17 protein-coding genes are annotated in these 15,866 nt (G+C 63.7%); 11 read left to right on the top strand and 6 right to left on the bottom strand.

Features of this window, described 5'->3' with window-relative positions; genetic code table 11:
• Nucleotides 1–12: 12 nt before the first annotated feature.
• Nucleotides 13–507 (top strand): DUF2314 domain-containing protein, encoded by a 495-nt coding sequence (locus tag Q0L57_RS01805; protein ID WP_296737230.1) that lies wholly within the window; start codon nucleotides 13–15, stop codon nucleotides 505–507.
• Between the two features lie 3 nt (nucleotides 508–510).
• Here the strand turns inward: Q0L57_RS01805 and Q0L57_RS01800 are convergent, their stop codons facing one another.
• Both Q0L57_RS01800 and Q0L57_RS01795 read right to left on the bottom strand, forming a co-directional pair.
• Nucleotides 511–1,470 carry a CapA family protein gene (locus Q0L57_RS01800; RefSeq protein WP_366940850.1) on the bottom strand — a complete coding sequence of 320 codons (960 nt, stop codon included), beginning with the start codon at nucleotides 1,468–1,470 and terminating at the stop codon, nucleotides 511–513.
• 172 nt (nucleotides 1,471–1,642) lie between these two features.
• Nucleotides 1,643–2,857 (bottom strand): TauD/TfdA family dioxygenase, encoded by a 1,215-nt coding sequence (locus tag Q0L57_RS01795; RefSeq protein WP_296737226.1) that lies wholly within the window; start codon nucleotides 2,855–2,857, stop codon nucleotides 1,643–1,645.
• On the opposite strand from Q0L57_RS01795, the gene Q0L57_RS01790 reads away from it, so the two are divergent.
• The 7 genes from Q0L57_RS01790 (at nucleotide 2,856) to Q0L57_RS01760 (ending at nucleotide 10,715) form a co-directional block, all read left to right on the top strand.
• Entirely contained in the window at nucleotides 2,856–3,890 is a 1,035-nt protein-coding gene (locus Q0L57_RS01790) for a LysR substrate-binding domain-containing protein (RefSeq protein WP_296737285.1), read from the top strand. The genes Q0L57_RS01795 and Q0L57_RS01790 overlap by 2 nt on opposite strands.
• 112 nt (nucleotides 3,891–4,002) lie before the next feature.
• Nucleotides 4,003–7,137 carry an excinuclease ABC subunit UvrB gene (uvrB, locus tag Q0L57_RS01785; protein WP_296737224.1) on the top strand — a complete coding sequence of 1,045 codons (3,135 nt, stop codon included), beginning with the start codon at nucleotides 4,003–4,005 and terminating at the stop codon, nucleotides 7,135–7,137.
• Nucleotides 7,138–7,178: 41 nt separating this feature from the next.
• A complete protein-coding gene (locus Q0L57_RS01780; RefSeq protein ID WP_296737222.1) occupies nucleotides 7,179–7,514 on the top strand; it encodes a hypothetical protein in 336 nt (111 codons plus the stop codon).
• Nucleotides 7,515–7,854: 340 nt separating this feature from the next.
• Nucleotides 7,855–9,381, top strand: coding sequence for an ABC-F family ATP-binding cassette domain-containing protein (locus Q0L57_RS01775; RefSeq protein ID WP_296737220.1), 1,527 nt, complete (start codon nucleotides 7,855–7,857; stop codon nucleotides 9,379–9,381).
• 130 nt (nucleotides 9,382–9,511) lie between these two features.
• Entirely contained in the window at nucleotides 9,512–9,694 is a 183-nt protein-coding gene (locus Q0L57_RS01770; RefSeq protein ID WP_296737218.1) for a hypothetical protein, read from the top strand.
• A 142-nt stretch (nucleotides 9,695–9,836) separates the two neighbouring features.
• Nucleotides 9,837–10,253 (top strand): glyoxalase/bleomycin resistance/extradiol dioxygenase family protein, encoded by a 417-nt coding sequence (locus Q0L57_RS01765; RefSeq protein WP_296737217.1) that lies wholly within the window; start codon nucleotides 9,837–9,839, stop codon nucleotides 10,251–10,253.
• Between the two features lie 108 nt (nucleotides 10,254–10,361).
• Nucleotides 10,362–10,715: a DUF1428 family protein gene (locus Q0L57_RS01760; protein WP_296737214.1), complete on the top strand. Its 354-nt coding sequence runs from the start codon at nucleotides 10,362–10,364 to the stop codon at nucleotides 10,713–10,715.
• Nucleotides 10,716–10,725: 10 nt separating this feature from the next.
• Here Q0L57_RS01760 and Q0L57_RS01755 read toward each other — a convergent pair whose 3' ends face one another.
• Nucleotides 10,726–12,360: a tetratricopeptide repeat-containing sulfotransferase family protein gene (locus Q0L57_RS01755; protein WP_296737211.1), complete on the bottom strand. Its 1,635-nt coding sequence runs from the start codon at nucleotides 12,358–12,360 to the stop codon at nucleotides 10,726–10,728.
• Nucleotides 12,361–12,545: 185 nt separating this feature from the next.
• A complete protein-coding gene (locus tag Q0L57_RS01750) occupies nucleotides 12,546–12,956 on the bottom strand; it encodes a Kazal-type serine protease inhibitor domain-containing protein (RefSeq protein WP_296737209.1) in 411 nt (136 codons plus the stop codon).
• A gap of 463 nt (nucleotides 12,957–13,419) precedes the next feature.
• On the opposite strand from Q0L57_RS01750, the gene Q0L57_RS01745 reads away from it, so the two are divergent.
• The 3 genes from Q0L57_RS01745 to Q0L57_RS01735 all read left to right on the top strand — a co-directional run bounded on the left by Q0L57_RS01745 (nucleotide 13,420) and on the right by Q0L57_RS01735 (nucleotide 14,684).
• Nucleotides 13,420–13,632 (top strand): cold-shock protein, encoded by a 213-nt coding sequence (locus Q0L57_RS01745; protein WP_006202520.1) that lies wholly within the window; start codon nucleotides 13,420–13,422, stop codon nucleotides 13,630–13,632.
• A gap of 240 nt (nucleotides 13,633–13,872) precedes the next feature.
• On the top strand, nucleotides 13,873–14,085 hold the full coding sequence (locus Q0L57_RS01740) for a cold-shock protein (RefSeq protein ID WP_006202521.1): 213 nt from the start codon (nucleotides 13,873–13,875) through the stop codon (nucleotides 14,083–14,085).
• A 191-nt stretch (nucleotides 14,086–14,276) separates the two neighbouring features.
• Nucleotides 14,277–14,684 (top strand): BA14K family protein, encoded by a 408-nt coding sequence (locus Q0L57_RS01735; RefSeq protein WP_296736874.1) that lies wholly within the window; start codon nucleotides 14,277–14,279, stop codon nucleotides 14,682–14,684.
• A gap of 75 nt (nucleotides 14,685–14,759) precedes the next feature.
• On the opposite strand, the gene Q0L57_RS01730 is transcribed toward Q0L57_RS01735, so the two are convergent.
• Complete coding sequence (locus Q0L57_RS01730) at nucleotides 14,760–15,401, bottom strand: MBL fold metallo-hydrolase (protein WP_296736872.1); 642 nt, start codon at nucleotides 15,399–15,401, stop codon at nucleotides 14,760–14,762.
• A gap of 130 nt (nucleotides 15,402–15,531) precedes the next feature.
• On the bottom strand, nucleotides 15,532–15,840 hold the full coding sequence (locus tag Q0L57_RS01725; protein ID WP_296736871.1) for a hypothetical protein: 309 nt from the start codon (nucleotides 15,838–15,840) through the stop codon (nucleotides 15,532–15,534).
• Nucleotides 15,841–15,866 lie beyond the last annotated feature (26 nt).

Here is a 15,866-nt window from a genome sequence, read left to right as displayed (position 1 = left end):
TCGGGGGGCTTCATGACGTTCACCATTCGCATTGCGCTGTGCCTTTTGCTCACCCTGGCCACGCAGGCGGCGGGAGCGCAGGCCACTGAACCAAGCAACGACCACGTGATCATCGTTGCCCCAGGCGATCCAGAAATGACCGCCGCGACGGAGACTGCGCTTGCCGGTCTGGATGAATTTCTGGCTCTCGCCGATACCCCGCCATCCGGCACCTCGCGCTTCAAACTGAAGGTCAAGGTCAAGGACGGCAACGTCACGGAACATTTCTGGGTCGTGCCTTTCCGCCGCACCGATACGGGGTTCGTCGGGATCTTGTCGAACCAGCCGGCCGAAGTGCACAACGTGGTGCTCGGCCAGAACATCGAATTCACCAGGGACGACATCTCCGACTGGGGGTACACGCGCGACGGGCGTCAGGTCGGCAGCTACACCGTCTGTGTGATGTTCAAGCGGATGCCGAAGGACGAGGCGGATTACGTCCGCGCCAAATACGGCTTCGATTGCTGAACGTCACGCATCTCCGCCTTCGATCGACCTACCCGGAAAGATTTCACCCAGCCGCGCCGCGACCCGCCCTTTCACCGCTCCGTCCAGCGCCTCCATGGGCATCAAACGCTCATGGTCGCCACTGGCGAGGCGCATGAAGAAATGCAGCCGGTAAGCCGCAATCATGCCGCGCGTCGCGGCGTCGGCGCTGACATCGACGACGAGGATGGAGCCGATTCTGCCGGGCCAAGGCTGCCAGGCCAAGGCCGTGCCGAGAAAATCGCCCAGCCCATAGGCGACGAGACTGTCGTCGATCCGTTCGACCGGCTGCACGACATGGGCGTGATGGCCGACGATCAGGCGGACGCCGTGGCCTGCCAGCCTACCTGCAAGCGCCCGCGTCGCCGGTCTAGGGAAATGCCGGAATTCCCAATCCCAATGCGGCATCGCGCAGAGCAAATCCGCGCCGGCGTTCGCTTCCTCGGGCCATCGCGTCGGATCGCCGAGCATGGAGATGCGCTCTTCGAAAGCTGCCGCTGTGGCATTGCGCCAGAGCGTGAAGGCCGCAAAGCCGATGGATAGCGGCCCGGCTTTATTTTGTTGCACAGGCCCGCCAGCCACCGTGCCAATAGTGCGTATGCCGAGCCGCCGCAGGGCGCCGACCGTTTCCTCGAAGCCGGCAACGCCCTGGTCGAGCACATGATTGTTGGCCAGCGACAGCACGAGCTTCTCGCGGGAAATCCCGACGGCGGCAAGCGCGTCGGCGAGAAAGCGCTCGGTCATTGCGTGATGCGTGCCGAACCATGTGCCCAGCACCGCGCGCGGCCGCTCGACGATAGGGCTTTCGCAATTGCCGATCACGAGATCGGCGGAGGCGAGCAAAGCCGTGATCGCCGGATCGCATTCCGGCGCATCGCGATTGGCCACCGCCGAAATATCGCCGATGAAGGCAAGCCGCGCCGTCCGCGCCGGTGGCGGATCCATCAGCATTGCCGCTGTGGGAGCGAAGCCGCTCCGGTCACCACCGAGCGAAGGGCTCAGGAAGTGCGGCAGCCACGATAGTTTGTAAGAAAGCGGATAGTTCGACACGCGGCCTGCCCATGAAAATCGGCGGCACGCTAGACGATCCGGCTCGCGGCGCGAAGAGCATAATCCTTTAAAGGATCGCCCCCTGATAAAGCACCGTCTCCGCTTCATCTGGCGCAAAGCGCCGCGCCAAAGCGCGGAACGCGCTATGGACACCGTCGCGGTCGAGATTGCAGCTTCTGAGGTGGCGAACGGCCAGCGTCGGATCGAAGGCGGTGCGCCCGTGCAGCACACGCTGGTTGTCGAAGACCAAGACCTCGCCGGGCTGCAGTTGATGCCGGAACTGGTTTGCCGGGTCACAGATCAGCCGCGTCAGTTCGGCCAACGCTTCGATCAGCCCGTCGATCTCATCGATGATGGCGATTTGCGGCGCCAGGCAGCGATCATTGTAGCGGATGCCGGTGACTGCGCCGCTCGCGTCGAGGCTGATCACATGCGCCTCGGCGCTGAAAAACACCTCGCCGGCATGCTCGCGGTGGAAGGTCACGCCGTGGCGGGTGAGCAGGTCGAACAGTTCGGGCTTATCCCTGCGCATCAGCGTGGCGACGTGGAAGCCGTCGACCATCAGTGACGTGCCGTCGCTGCCCGCGCCCGTCCGGATGGCGTGGAAGAAGATGAAGCCGGGCGGCGAATAACGGAACGGTTCGTCGGTGTGCGGTATCTGCGCCCGCGCCGTTTCCCCCGCCACCCTGGCCTCGGGACGCGAGATCAGATCGAAGACTTTGCCGTAGCTCGTCTCACGTACGGGACCATAGCGGCCGGCGACGCGAAGCGTGGCCTCCGGCTCAGCCGGAACGCCGGTCAGCATGGCGATGCCATGGTCGCGCAACGCCCGCAGCGACCGGAAAAGCGTCTCGTCATCCTCGACCACGGCATCGAAAACAAAGCGGCCGAGCTCTTCGGTGAGATCGTCGCTCCAAAGCACAGGGCTGAAGCGCCTTGCATCGGCGTCACCACCCGACCCGACATGGGCCGCCAGAAAGCCGGCCGTGAAACGCGAGACGTGACCGTCCTGCCAGGCAACGCTCGTCTCGCCACCGGACGAAATTTCGATCGAGGCCGCGCGGATGTCGGCCGGAACGTCGGCCGGCGTCAGCCAGCGCTTGCCGGAGGCGGTATCGCCGCAAGCCTCGCATTCGCAGGCGAGCCGCAGCCAGCGCATCGACAGCCGGCCAGTCTTGCCGTCGTCGAATTCGATGGCGACGCGCGTTCCCTCGTTGCGCACCGATCGCGGCTTGGCGGGAGAGTGATCGACTACCGTCGGATGTTTTGAGGTGTGGAGCATGGCGTTGGTTTTTCCGATTGAGTTTCCTTCAACAAAGCTTGAGCCCACATGGCCATACATTCAAACGAGTTTGCTTCGACAGGTTTTGAGTTATTCTCAAATCATGACCATGCTTCGCGATCTCCCCCTGTCGGCGCTCCGGGCACTCGCCGCCGCGGCGCGCACCGGCAGCCTGACACGCGCGGCCGAGGAACTCGGTGTCACCGCGGGCGCCGTCAGCCATCAATTGCGGCAACTGGAGGAGCGGTTGGGCGTGAAGCTCATACGGCGCGAGGGCAACGGCATCGTGCTGACGCGCGCCGCCGAGGCGGCGCTGCCCGACATCGATCGCGGCTTCGACGCGCTGGGCTCCGGCCTACGCCGGCTGCGGTTCGAACGCCGCGCCGAGACTTTCACCATCTCGGCCGATCCTTCCTTCGCCTCGCTCTGGCTCGCACCGCGCCTTGACCGGATGCGTAAAGTTCTTGGCCGGCTCGATGTCCGGATCGTCGCCTCCGTCGCGCCGGATTCGATGCTGGAGGAAGGTATTGACCTCGCCATCAGCTACCGCAACAGTTCGGCGAAGGACCTCGCCTCGATCGACCTGTTTACCGAGCGCGTGATCCCTGCCTGTGCCCCGGCTCTCGTCCGGAAACGCCCCTCGCCGGACGCCGCTGAAACCCTCGACACCCTGCCCCTGCTGCACATCGACCCGACCATGGGCGACGATGTCTATCCGGTGTGGCGCGACTGGTTCGCCGCGGCCGGCAGGCAACGCAAGGGCCTCGATACGGGACCGCGCTTCGCCTTGACCATCGTGGCGGCGCAGGCGGCGATTGCCGGACTTGGGGCGCTGCTGGCCAGCGAACTGGTGCTGAAACGGCATCTGGAACCCGGCCATCTCGTGGAGATCGCTCGCGATGTGCCGGCCCTCACAATCAGGCGCCGCCTGATCTGGCCGGTGCATGGCCCAAAAGCCCGCCGCGCGACTGCAATCGCCGCGCAACTGGCGGAGGCGGCAAACGCGGAAATCGACGGCGCCCTGCCGCAGTGAGACCTGGACCTGACGTTGCTCCTGACAGCCTTCTGTCAGCAGCAGCTGCGAGCGGTGGGCACCCCTTCACTCCGCTCTTTCCATTTCAGCCGAGTCCTCCCATATTCGGGCCATGGCCAAACTCCCCGACAAGAAGACGCCCTCGCCGGCGAAAGATGGCGCGCCGAAGCGGCGCAGCCCGCTGACCGATTTCCTTGACGCCGCCGAGCCCTTGGAACGCGGCGGCTTTTCCGAAGCGCCGCAGGCCGACTTCGAAGGCGCCCCGCTGACCGGCTCTATCTCGGATTGGGCGGGGCAGATCGAACGCGAGGCGGAAAAGCAGCCGAAGGCGAAAGCCCCCAAGAAGATTCCCGAACGCTCGTCCGCGCCGGGACGCACGGCGCGCGGCACCTCGATGGGCGGCGCGGCCTCGGCGAAGGAACGCGCGGCCGCTGGCCTCAATCCGGTGGCCGGCCTGGACATCAGCTTGGAGGATGCCGAGTCGGTCTCGTCGAGCGGCGTGACCGCCACAGTTGCGGCGCTGTCGGCGCTGATAGAATCCGGCAATCCGCTGCACAAGGACGGCCAGCTCTGGACGCCGCACCGCCCGGCCCGCCCCGAGAAGTCGGAAGGCGGCATCGCCATCAAGATGGTGTCGGATTTCCAGCCCGCCGGCGACCAGCCGACAGCAATCAAGGACCTTGTCGAGGGCGTTGACCAGAACGACCGCACGCAGGTGCTGCTTGGCGTCACCGGCTCGGGCAAGACCTTCACCATGGCCAAGGTGATCGAGGAGACGCAGCGCCCTGCCCTGATCCTGGCGCCCAACAAGACATTGGCCGCGCAGCTCTACGCCGAATTCAAGAAGTTCTTCCCCGAAAACGCGGTCGAGTATTTCGTCTCCTACTACGACTACTACCAGCCCGAGGCCTACGTTCCGCGCACCGACACCTATATCGAGAAGGAATCCTCGATCAACGAGCAGATCGACCGCATGCGCCATTCGGCGACGCGCTCGCTGCTGGAGCGCGACGACGTCATCATCGTCGCTTCGGTGTCCTGCATCTACGGTATCGGCTCGGTCGAAACCTACACGGCGATGACCTTCCAGATGCAGGTCGGCGACCGGCTCGACCAGCGCGCCTTGCTCGCCGACCTCGTCGCCCAGCAATACAAGCGCCAGGACATCAATTTCGTGCGCGGCTCCTTCCGCGTGCGCGGTGACACCATCGAGATTTTCCCGGCTCACCTCGAGGACCGCGCATGGCGTGTCTCGATGTTCGGCGACGAGATCGAGTCGATCACCGAGTTCGATCCGCTGACCGGCCAGAAGACCGGCGAGCTGAAGAGCGTCAAGATTTACGCCAACTCGCACTATGTGACGCCACGGCCGACCTTGAATCAGGCCATCAAGTCGATCAAGGAGGAGCTCAAGCACCGCCTGCAAGAGCTTGAAAGAGCTGGCCGCCTGCTGGAGGCGCAGCGCCTGGAACAGCGCACCCGCTTCGATCTCGAGATGCTGGAGGCGACCGGCTCCTGCGCCGGCATCGAGAACTATTCGCGCTACCTCACCGGCCGCCAGCCCGGCGATCCGCCGCCGACCTTGTTCGAATATGTGCCCGACAACGCGCTGATCTTCATCGACGAAAGCCATGTCACCGTGCCGCAGATCGGCGGCATGTATCGCGGCGACTTCCGCCGCAAGGCGACGCTCGCCGAGTACGGCTTCCGCCTGCCCTCCTGCATGGACAACCGGCCGCTGCGCTTCGAGGAATGGGACGCCATGCGCCCGCTTTCGGTCGCCGTGTCGGCGACGCCTGGCGGCTGGGAGCTTGAACAGTCCGGCGGCGTCTTCGCCGAGCAGGTCATCCGCCCGACCGGGCTGATAGACCCGCCGGTCGAGGTGCGTCCAGCCAAGAGCCAGGTCGATGACGTCGTCGGCGAGATTCGCGAAACCACCCGTATGGGTTACCGCACGCTCGTGACGGTTCTCACCAAGCGCATGGCCGAGGACCTGACCGAGTATCTGCACGAAAATGGCGTCCGCGTCCGCTACATGCATTCCGACATCGACACGCTGGAGCGCATCGAGATCCTGCGCGACCTGCGCCTCGGCGCCTTCGACGTGCTGGTGGGCATCAACCTGCTGCGCGAAGGCCTGGACATTCCGGAGTGCGGCTTCGTTGCCATTCTCGACGCCGACAAGGAAGGGTTCCTGCGTTCGGAAACCTCGCTGATCCAGACCATCGGCCGCGCCGCTCGCAACGTTGATGGCAAGGTCATCCTCTACGCCGACCAGATCACCGGTTCGATGGAACGGGCAATGGCGGAAACCAACCGTCGCCGCGAGAAGCAGATGGAATGGAACGCCGCCAACGGCATCACGCCGGAATCGGTCAAGTCGCGCATCGCCGACATCCTGGATTCGGTCTACGAGAAGGATCACGTGCGGGCCGACATCTCGCAGTTCACCGATGATGCCGGCGCGATGATCGGCAACAATCTGAAAACCCATCTCGAGGCGCTCGACAAGCAGATGCGCGATGCCGCCGCCAATCTCGACTTCGAGAAGGCGGCCCGCGTCCGCGACGAGATCAAACGCCTGCGCGAGATGGAGCTTGCCATCTCCGATGACCCGCTGGCGCGCGAGGTGGAGGGCCAAAGCCCTGCTTCAGGCCGCGAAAAGGGCAAGCACAACAAGGGCGTAGCCAAGCATCGTACGGCCGAGGAACAGGAGCGTTTCCGCAAGCTCGACGAAGCGCGGGCCGCCGAAGAGGCGGCAAAGGCTGCCCGTCCCAACATGTTCCGCAAGCCTCATCTCGACGAGATGGGAGCCGATGGCGCCGTGCCGGCGAAGAAGCCGCTGTTCGCAAAACCGTCGATCGACGACATGGGGCCAGGCACCGATATGACGACCCCTGCCGGCGCCGTCTCGCGCTCGCTGTTCAAGAAACAGTCGGCCTCCGAAGCGCATGGTTCGGACTTCGGCATTCCGGGTGACCGCACCAAGCCGCTGTTCAAGAAGAACTCGCTGGATGAGATGACGGTGCGCAGGACGGAAAAGCCGGTTGAAGGAAAGAAGCCAACCAAGCCCCAGCCGATCTCCCCCCCTGTGGGGGAGATGCCAGGCAGGGCAGAGGGGGGCGCGAAGGAACGCGACGACAAACCCATTGTCCGCCAGCGCGCCGGCATCGGCTCCTACGAAGACCCTGGCGACGAGCGCCGCCAGAAGCGCCGGCCAGGCAAGACCGGGCGGCCGGGGCAGTAGCCCGGTTGCGGATCTGTTCGAACGACATCTAGACTGGCCCGATGGTCGTTGTTCGCAGACTTCAGGAAGACGAATTCAAGGCCTGTTTTGCAGAGCCTATGCAGGACGTTACTACGACAGCGGAGGCAGCCGTCGACATATGGCCATATGTCGAGTCGCTGGACTTGGACGAAATCGGCCTGCCCTATTTGAACGACGTCCACTATGTCTATCGGGACGCGCCTAGGCGGTTCGATCATGTTCTGATCGGCACCGGTCGCTTCAATACCTTTCTGGTCATAGTCGTCGATCTCAGCAAAAGCTTGGTGTTCGGCCACTTCTTGCTCGACTTGAATGAGGAATATGCAGTGAACGGCGGCCATTTGAGGTCCGTCTGACCTGAAGCCTGCCGCCCCTTGCCACCAATCCCTCCCCGGCGTACCCAATCTCTAGTCTCGAACTCTGGAAAGGAGGGCTGCGTGAACTACAACCACCATCGTCAGCGTGGCCCGATTTGCGCCCTGCGAGCTTGCTTGCAGGGCTGACCGGGACGGTCCGGGTTTTTCCCGCTTCGATTTTTGGTCCGCCCTTCGTGGTGCCGCTGAGCTTGGCCTGATGGCCGGCCGGCGCGCGGTCAAAGTGCATTGAGCCGAAAGAGCATGATCCCGAAAAGTGGGAACCGGTTTTCGGGAAGATCATGCTCCAACAAAGAAGTCGGCAAAGACCAGAGAAATCGACATGGCCTTGATCAGCCTCAAATCCCTCGGCGTCACCATGAGTGCGCCGCTCTTCTCCAATCTCGACCTCACCATCGCTGCCGGCGACCGGCTGGGCATCGTCGCGGCCAACGGCCGTGGCAAATCCACCTTGCTGAGATGCCTTGCCGGCGAATTTGAAGCCACCGCAGGCGACATTACCCGCTCGCGCGGCCTTCGCGTCGGCCATGCCGAGCAATCCGTTCCCAAGGCGCTGCTCGACCACAGCTTCCATCAAGTCGTTGCTGATGCCTTGCCGCCCGAACAGAACGACAGCGAGCTCTGGCGCGTCGACTTGGTGCTGGATTCGCTTGACGTGCCCGAGGACATGCGCGCGCGCCCGATGCGCGCGCTCAGCGGCGGCTGGCAGCGGCTGGCACTGATTGCCCGCGTCTGGGTCACCGATCCGGATGTGCTCCTGCTTGACGAGTCTACCAACCATCTCGACCTGGCCAAGATCAGCCTCTTGGAAACCTGGCTCGACGCCTTGCCGCGAGAGGTGCCGGTGATCATCGCCAGCCACGACCGCGCTTTTCTCGACGCAACCACCAACCGCACGCTGTTCCTGCGCCCGGAGGAATCGCCGGTGTTCGCGCTGCCCTATTCGCGCGCCAGGCAAACCCTTGACGAACTGGACGCCTCGACGGCTCGCAAATTCGAGCGCGACATGAAGATCGCCCAGCAACTGCGCAAGCAGGCCGCCAAGCTCAACAACGTCGGTATCAATTCCGGCAGCGATTTGCTCACCGTCAAGACCAAGCAACTCAAGGAGCGGGCGGACAAGCTGGAAGACGCGGCGGTGGCGGCGCATCGGGAGCGATCGGCCGGCGCCATCAAGCTCGCCAATCGCGGCACCCATGCCAAGGTTCTGATCACGCTGGAAGACGCGGCGGTGGAGACGCCCGACGGCACCCTGTTGTTCAGGACCGGCAAGCGCCACATCTGCCAGGGCGACCGCATCGTTCTGCTCGGCCGCAACGGCGTCGGCAAGTCGCGCTTCATTGCCATGATCCGCAACGCCGTTGCCGAACCCGGCTCAGTGCCGAACGTCAAGGTGACGCCGTCCACCGTGCTCGGCTACAGCGACCAGGCGCTCTCGGGCATCAGCAGCGACGACACCCCGCTGGCGATGGTCTCGCGCCGGTTCGAAGTCGGCGAGCAGCGCGCTCGTTCGTTGCTCGCCGGAGCCGGCGTCGCCATCGAGATGCAGGAAAGAAAGATCGGCGCATTGTCCGGCGGGCAGAAGTCAAGGCTGATGATGCTGGTGCTGAGGCTCATCCACCCCAACTTCTATTTGCTCGACGAGCCGACCAACCACCTCGATATCGACGGCCAGGAAGCGCTGGAGGCCGAATTGCTGAAGCACGAGGCAAGCTGCCTGCTCGCCTCGCACGACCGTTCCTTCATCCGCGCCGTCGGCAATCGCTTCTGGCTGATCGAGAAGCGGCGGCTGACCGAAGTCGACAGCCCGGAGGAGTTCTTTCGCTCCGTTGCCGATGTGACCGGTTGAGGACCGCAAGGTTGCTGTCCGGAGTTGGCCGGGCACAAAAAGACTCAGGCGGCCTGTCGGATCGCCGATCACAGCCCCGTCCTTGGGATGCCGACACGATGATGCCGGCACCAATCAGGGAGAACGCGTCATGTCGATACTGTCACCTATCGGCGATCTGGCGAGCCGCTATGCTGAGGCCCGCGCCCGCCGCCGCGGCGAGCGCATCCTGCTTTCGCTGCCTACGGAATTGTGCAAGGACATCGGCTTTCCAGAAATTTTCGACACCCGGAACGGCCGGCGCTCGGCCATCTTCTCGGCCAGGGTCATATGAAAAAGGGCCCATGCGCCCTAATCCGTCGCCCAACCGATCGAGGCGTGGCCGTACAAAAAAATTCGTGGGCCGTGTAGGATCGTCCCGGCCTCGTCCGTCCTAAGGTCGTAAGGCCACCAAATCGAAAAAGAGGACCACGGATATGACTGACCAGACCCCACCCCGGGCACAGGTGCTTGGCGGATTGACTCCTTACCTGCAGGTCGACGGCGCCACCAAGGCCGCCGAATTCTACAAGAAGGCTTTCGGGGCGGAGGAAGTCTTTGCCTATCCGCCCGACGACAAGGGCCGGACCATGCACATCCATCTCTACATCAATGGCTCGACGCTGATGCTTGGCGACGCCTATCCCGAGCATGGCCATCCGCACCAGGCAGCGCAGGGCTACACGCTGCAGCTCCATCTCGGCAGCGACGATATCGAGGCCTGGTGGAAGCGCGCGGTCGACGCCGGCTGCGAGATCGTCACGCCGCTCCAGGTGATGTTCTGGGGCGACCGCTGGGGCCAGGTGAAGGATCCCTTCGGCGTCGCTTGGGCGATGAATGCGCCGGTGAAGTAGGCTTCCTAGCGAGCACGCGTCGCCCGCCTATGGCTGGGCCGATGCGCTCACCGCGCCGGGTCGTATCCCCGCCGACCCGGCGCTCGTTTTTCAGCGAAGGAGTTCATCATGTCCTATGTCGATGGTTTCGTTCTGGCCGTGCCCAAGGCCCGGCTCGATGACTACAAGAAGCTGGCCAATACCGCCGGCCCCATTTGGAAGGAACACGGCGCGCTCGCCTATGTGGAATGCATCGGCGACGACGTGCCTTACGGCGAGTTGACCTCATTCCCGCGCGCCGTGCAGGCCAAGGACGATGAGATCGTGATCTTTGCCTGGGTCGTCTACGAGTCCAAACAGAAGCGCGACGCCGCCATGGCCAAGGTGATGGCCGATGAGCGTCTCAAGATGGACTGGTCTGCCATGCCCTTCGACGGCAAGCGCATGATCTTCGGCGGCTTCCAGCCGTTCGTGGAGCTGTAGTCGCCAGAGCTCAGCCCAGTTTGTCGAGCAACGGCTTCAGCTTCTCGCCGTAACGCTTCCACAGATCGACCGAGCCCTGATACATCGGCTGGCGCACCTGCGCCGCCGACGCTGTGCGCACCGGCCGATCGGTTTCGTGGAACGACAGCACCTTCTCGTCCCACGGCAGGCCGAGATGCGCCATCAGCGCCCTTGTCTGCCCTTCCTGGTCGGCGACGAAATCCTCGTAGCGCACATCATGCACGACGCCCGGCAGCACCTTGTGCCAGTGCGCCATGATGTCGGTGTAGAGGTTGTGGAAATCGGCGAGCTCGCCGAGGTCATAGCCGTAGCGGTGGCTGTCGCCGCGGAAATGCACCTTGAAGATCGACAGGCAGGTTGCCGCGGCATCGCGCGCGCAATGGACGATCTTGGCCTTCGGCAGCATCATGTGGATGAAGCCGACCAGCAGGAAGTTGCCTGGCATCTTGTCGGTGACATGACGGAAGCCAGGGTAGCGGGCGTGCAGCATGTCGAGATAGGCCTGGCCGGCATCGGCAAAGGCCTTGTCCGGCATCTCGGCTATCCCGCCGGGAAAGCCGCCCGGCATGCTCATCGGAAACTGCTTGCCGACCGCCGTCTTCAGGATGTTGAGCTCGCCTGCGCCGAAAACCTGCGGATGGCTGGCGATGATCTGCTCGACCAGCGTCGTGCCGGAACGCGGCATGCCGACGACGAAGATCGGGGCATCGTCCGAAATGCCGCTCGGCTGATGCTTGTCGAAGAAGTCCCTGTCGAAGGCCGACTTCATCGCCTCGAACTCGTCGCGCGTCCTCACGGGATCGTAGGCGATGGCCTGCCGGCGGATGGCATTGCCCTCGGCGAAATAGTCGAAGGCGCGACCGTAATCCTTGAGGTCGTCATTGACCTTGCCGAGGCCGAAGGAGAGCTGCATGCGCGCGAGGCTGCCCTGCGGCGCCTTTGCATGCTCGGCTTCCATTCCGGACAGTTCGGCGTCGCGTTCGGTCTGGCGCTTGACCTGCGTCAAGAGCAGCCAGGCCCTCGCCATGCCGGGAGCCGCCGCAAGCGCCTGCCGGGCGAGATCCGTGGCCTCGTCGAGCTTGCCCTTCTCCATCATGGCAACGCCCAGCCCGTAGAGAAGCTCTGCGTCTTTCGGCCGGATCGACAGCGCTTCGCGGAACACGGCAATGGCATCGTCCAATCTGCCGGCTTCCTGCAACGTCTCGGCAAGGCCGATGCGGGCGCGGGCGTGGAACGGGTTGCGGCCGATCGTGCCGCGGTAGATCTCCTCGGCAGCCTCCAACTGGCCCAATTGCATCAGCGACGATCCGAGATTGTCGCGCGCAGCGAGCTGATCCGGCCGGATGTCCACCGCGCCACGGAAGAAATCAACGGCAGCCGGGACACGTCCAAGGTCGCGCATGACCGTGCCCATATTGTTGAGAAAGTCGGCATTCTCGGGCTGCAGCGTGACCGACTGCTCGATGAGGCCGAGCCCCTCGTCGCTTCGGCCGGTCTGATGCAGCAAAAGCCCAAGGAAATGGAGCGCTCCGGCATGGTTCGGCTGCCGCTCCAATACCTGCCGGTATAGCCCCTCGGCCTCCTGGCGGCGCCCGGCCTGGTGCAGTTGCAGCGCCTTGTGCACATAAGGATCGAGCGGGCTGGCCGAATTTGGCTTGCCGCCCGCGTTTGCCGCTCTTCTCTGATCTCGGTTAATGGGAAACCTGCCGTGTTTGTTGGTCCGCCGGACCTAAGCCATGCGGGCTTGAAATTCAAGATGATCCGGCGTTGCATCCGCCCGTACTGATGAGGGCGAGGCGGCTTGCCTATTCAACAGGGCCCGTCGCCGAGGATGCGATAGTCGGCGGCGCGGGCTTCGCAGGCGTTCGGGAACGTGCGCACTTCGCCATGACGCCTGGCGCAGACCGGCGCGTATTCGCGCGTGCAGAAAGTCTGTTCGCCGCCTCCGCCACCGCCGTCGCGGCATGGACCGTCGCGCACGATCCGGTAGCCTGCCCTGTCGGCGAGACAGGCATTGGCGAATGTCTGGCGGTCGCCGCCGCGGCGCGCGCAGACCGGCAGGTACTGCGCGGTGCAAATTTGCGGATGCGGCCTTGGCGGCAATGGACGCGGTCCGTCGTCGACCACGACGGTGCAAGCAGCCAGCAGCGCCGACAGCAGCGCCGACAGCAGCATCACGGCCAAACCTTTCAACGAGACGATTGCCGCCAGAACCCGCATCTTTGCCTCCTCACCCCTTTCGGCCGCCGCGGCTGGCCGATCCAATCGATCCTCACGATTCCGGCTGCCAATGCAACCCTGGTTTGCAGATCGGTCCAATCGAGAGCCCGCGCCGTGGAGATTTGCGCTGGCCTATGCCTGGTCCGTTTCTGGCCGATGACCTGTGGTAGCGCCGGGTCTATCGAGGCGCTGCGTTGGGCGAACCATATCCCGCCCGCGGTCGCAGTCTTGCAACCATCACGTTTCCGTGTAATAAATTTCGCGTTCGGGCATTTGCGACCCGGAGAGCGGAACGTTTTGGACGACCTTTCCCCGATAGTGTGAATCTCTGACGGCCCCGTTATTCGGCGGGGGGTTTGACCGTGCGCAAATGCATGACTGCCGAAGCAACCACCGGAACTTGCCCAAGGCGCCAGGCAGAGGGCAAACCACAAGACTGATACGGGTGAAGGAGTTTCCCCCAATGGCCCAGACCGGCACCGTAAAGTTCTTCAACGCCACCAAAGGCTTCGGCTTCATCACGCCTGATGGCGGCGCGAAGGACGTGTTCGTTCACATCTCCGCAATCGAGGCTTCCGGCTTGCGCACGCTCGTCGACGGCCAGAAGGTCACGTTCGACGTCGAGCCGGACCGCATGGGCAAAGGCCCGAAGGCGGTCAACCTTCGCGCGGCCTGATCGGCAGGCGCCATCCGCCATCCACGGATGAAATGGCCAGGCCGGATCATGAACCGGCTTCGAAGCAGCCCTGAAAATTCAAAGGCGCGACGGCAACCGTCGCGCCTTTTTCATGTTGGAAATGGCCCGACGGACGGCCAAAAACTTTTTCTTGCCGATGGCGCTAAAATAAAGGACAAATTTCCTCTCGGGCAGTTTGCCGGCCCGAGACTGGACTTATGGGATTAAAGGGAGTTTCCCATGCCGCAGACCGGCACCGTCAAATTCTTCAACCATGCCAAAGGCTTCGGCTTCATCACGCCGGATGATGGCGCGAAGGATGTCTTCGTCCACATTTCGGCCGTGCAGGCGTCGGGCCTTCCCGGTCTTGAGGATGGGCAGAAAGTGACATTCGACACCGAGCCGGACAAGCGCGGCAAGGGTCCGAAGGCCGTCAATCTGTCGATCGGCTGAGCCGGCCAGGACAGATCGACGGAGTTTGCGTAAGGCGGGGCCGCTCCCGCCGGGAATATGGTCGTGCCCAGGCCGTCCAGCTGTTCGGCCAAATTCGTTCAGCCTCCGTTCAGCCACGGTCTTCTATTAATCTTTGCTAAAGCCGGCCCGCATCCCCGAAAATACACGGGCCGGCGCGAAGGAGACCGAAAATGAACCGAATTCTCAAGACCGCCATTCTGACCGCGGGCATCGCCGCGACCACTTTGGCCACCTTCTCCGCGGCCAACGCCGATGACTGGCGCTGGCGCCATCGCGGCGGTGGTGGCGACGCTCTCGCCGCGGGCGTGGTCGGCCTTGCCGCGGGCGCCCTGATCGGCAGTGCGCTCAGCAACCCCGGGCCGAGATACTACGATCCGGCCTACGATGACGGCTATTACGTCGACAGGCCCGTTCGGCGCTACTATGTGGAGCCGCGTGTCGTCTATGCCGACCGCTATGCCGAGCCTTGGACCCGTGGCTGGTACGAGTATTGCTCGGACCGTTACCGCACCTTCAATTCCCGCACTGGCACCTTCACCGGCAATGACGGCCAGCAGCATTTCTGCGTCGCCAACTAACTACCTCCAGGGTTCCCTGTCCTCAGCAAAGCGCCGCCGACCAGCGGCGCTTTTCTTTTTTGCGGATAGGCTGGATCAGACCAGGAAAGGATTGGTTCGGCGCTCCTCGCCGAAGCGGCCGCCCGGGCCGTGGCCGCAGATGAAACCGATATCGTCACCGAGCGGCAGAAGCTTTTCCTTGATCGAGGCGATCAAAGTAGCGTGATCGCCACCTGGCAGGTCAGTGCGGCCGACCGAGCCCCGGAACAGCACATCACCGACATGGGCGAACTTCGCGGCGCGGTTGTAATAAACGACATGGCCAGGCGCATGCCCGGGACAGTGCAACACCTCGAACTCGTGCCCTCCGAACGACACGGTCTCGCCTTCGGTCAGGAAGCGGTCCGGCACGCAGTTACGCACCGAATCCGTGAGGCCGAAACGCTTGGCCTGGTTCTCCAGATTTTCGAGCAGCGGCTTGTCGGCCACATGCGGGCCGATGATGTCGATGCCGAGCGCTTCCTTCAGTTCCATCGCGCCGCCGGCATGATCGATATGCCCATGCGTGATCCAGATCGCACCCGCGCGGATCGCGTTGTCCTTTAGCGCCTGGAGCACCTTGTCGATATCGCCGCCCGGGTCGACGACGACGCCGCTCTTGTCGTCCATGTCGAACAGGATGGTGCAGTTCTGCTGGAAGGGTGTGACCGGCACGATGCCGGCATTGAGCTGACCCATGATCGTCCTTTCGCTATTTCGCCTTCGATGTAGGCGCTGGAGCGCGGGGCGTCCATGGCGGACGGGGCGTGCCCTTAACGAAAATGGGCGGCCGGAGCCGCCCATTTGGCTAGACCGAAGCCGCGAGCGCTTACTTGTTCATCGCGCCCATGACCGCGCCGATGATGCCGGTCAAAATGGCGCCGCCACCTGCGCCACCCACAATGTTCTTCAGATCAATGGCGCTGCCCAGGCCGCCAGCAGCAGCTGCCGCGTCGACCCCGCCGCCGCCAAGCAGGCTGCCGAGAATGGCCGCGCCACCGACGCCGCCGATAGCGCCCCCGAGGACCTTGGTCAGCTGACCCATCGCTGCCTGCTTCAGCGCCGCGCCTACTGCCTGACCGCCGACAACACCTGCAATTACCTGTACAACGATAGCAACGAGCGTGTTGGTATCCATGTAACTAGTCCCTCCATAGCTGCCAG

The sequence above is a fragment of the Mesorhizobium sp. genome (assembly GCF_024509055.1).
GTDB lineage: Bacteria > Pseudomonadota > Alphaproteobacteria > Rhizobiales > Rhizobiaceae > Mesorhizobium.
This window is presented reverse-complemented; position numbering and strand designations above follow the sequence as displayed.

Excerpts from the sequence above, each read along its gene's own strand:
- Q0L57_RS01735 (WP_296736874.1), top strand. The coding sequence starts at position 14,277 with ATGAACCGAATTCTCAAGACCGCCATTCTGACCGCGGGCATCGCCGCG.
- Q0L57_RS01725 (WP_296736871.1), bottom strand. The coding sequence starts at position 15,840 with ATGGATACCAACACGCTCGTTGCTATCGTTGTACAGGTAATTGCAGGT.
- Q0L57_RS01770 (WP_296737218.1), top strand. The coding sequence starts at position 9,512 with ATGTCGATACTGTCACCTATCGGCGATCTGGCGAGCCGCTATGCTGAG.
- Q0L57_RS01805 (WP_296737230.1), top strand. The coding sequence starts at position 13 with ATGACGTTCACCATTCGCATTGCGCTGTGCCTTTTGCTCACCCTGGCC.
- Q0L57_RS01780 (WP_296737222.1), top strand. The coding sequence starts at position 7,179 with ATGGTCGTTGTTCGCAGACTTCAGGAAGACGAATTCAAGGCCTGTTTT.
- Q0L57_RS01790 (WP_296737285.1), top strand. The coding sequence starts at position 2,856 with ATGGCGTTGGTTTTTCCGATTGAGTTTCCTTCAACAAAGCTTGAGCCC.
- Q0L57_RS01745 (WP_006202520.1), top strand. The coding sequence starts at position 13,420 with ATGGCCCAGACCGGCACCGTAAAGTTCTTCAACGCCACCAAAGGCTTC.
- Q0L57_RS01775 (WP_296737220.1), top strand. The coding sequence starts at position 7,855 with ATGGCCTTGATCAGCCTCAAATCCCTCGGCGTCACCATGAGTGCGCCG.
- Q0L57_RS01730 (WP_296736872.1), bottom strand. The coding sequence starts at position 15,401 with ATGGGTCAGCTCAATGCCGGCATCGTGCCGGTCACACCCTTCCAGCAG.
- Q0L57_RS01765 (WP_296737217.1), top strand. The coding sequence starts at position 9,837 with ATGACTGACCAGACCCCACCCCGGGCACAGGTGCTTGGCGGATTGACT.
- Q0L57_RS01760 (WP_296737214.1), top strand. The coding sequence starts at position 10,362 with ATGTCCTATGTCGATGGTTTCGTTCTGGCCGTGCCCAAGGCCCGGCTC.
- Q0L57_RS01795 (WP_296737226.1), bottom strand. The coding sequence starts at position 2,857 with ATGCTCCACACCTCAAAACATCCGACGGTAGTCGATCACTCTCCCGCC.
- Q0L57_RS01800 (WP_366940850.1), bottom strand. The coding sequence starts at position 1,470 with ATGGATCCGCCACCGGCGCGGACGGCGCGGCTTGCCTTCATCGGCGAT.
- uvrB (WP_296737224.1), top strand. The coding sequence starts at position 4,003 with ATGGCCAAACTCCCCGACAAGAAGACGCCCTCGCCGGCGAAAGATGGC.
- Q0L57_RS01740 (WP_006202521.1), top strand. The coding sequence starts at position 13,873 with ATGCCGCAGACCGGCACCGTCAAATTCTTCAACCATGCCAAAGGCTTC.
- Q0L57_RS01750 (WP_296737209.1), bottom strand. The coding sequence starts at position 12,956 with ATGCGGGTTCTGGCGGCAATCGTCTCGTTGAAAGGTTTGGCCGTGATG.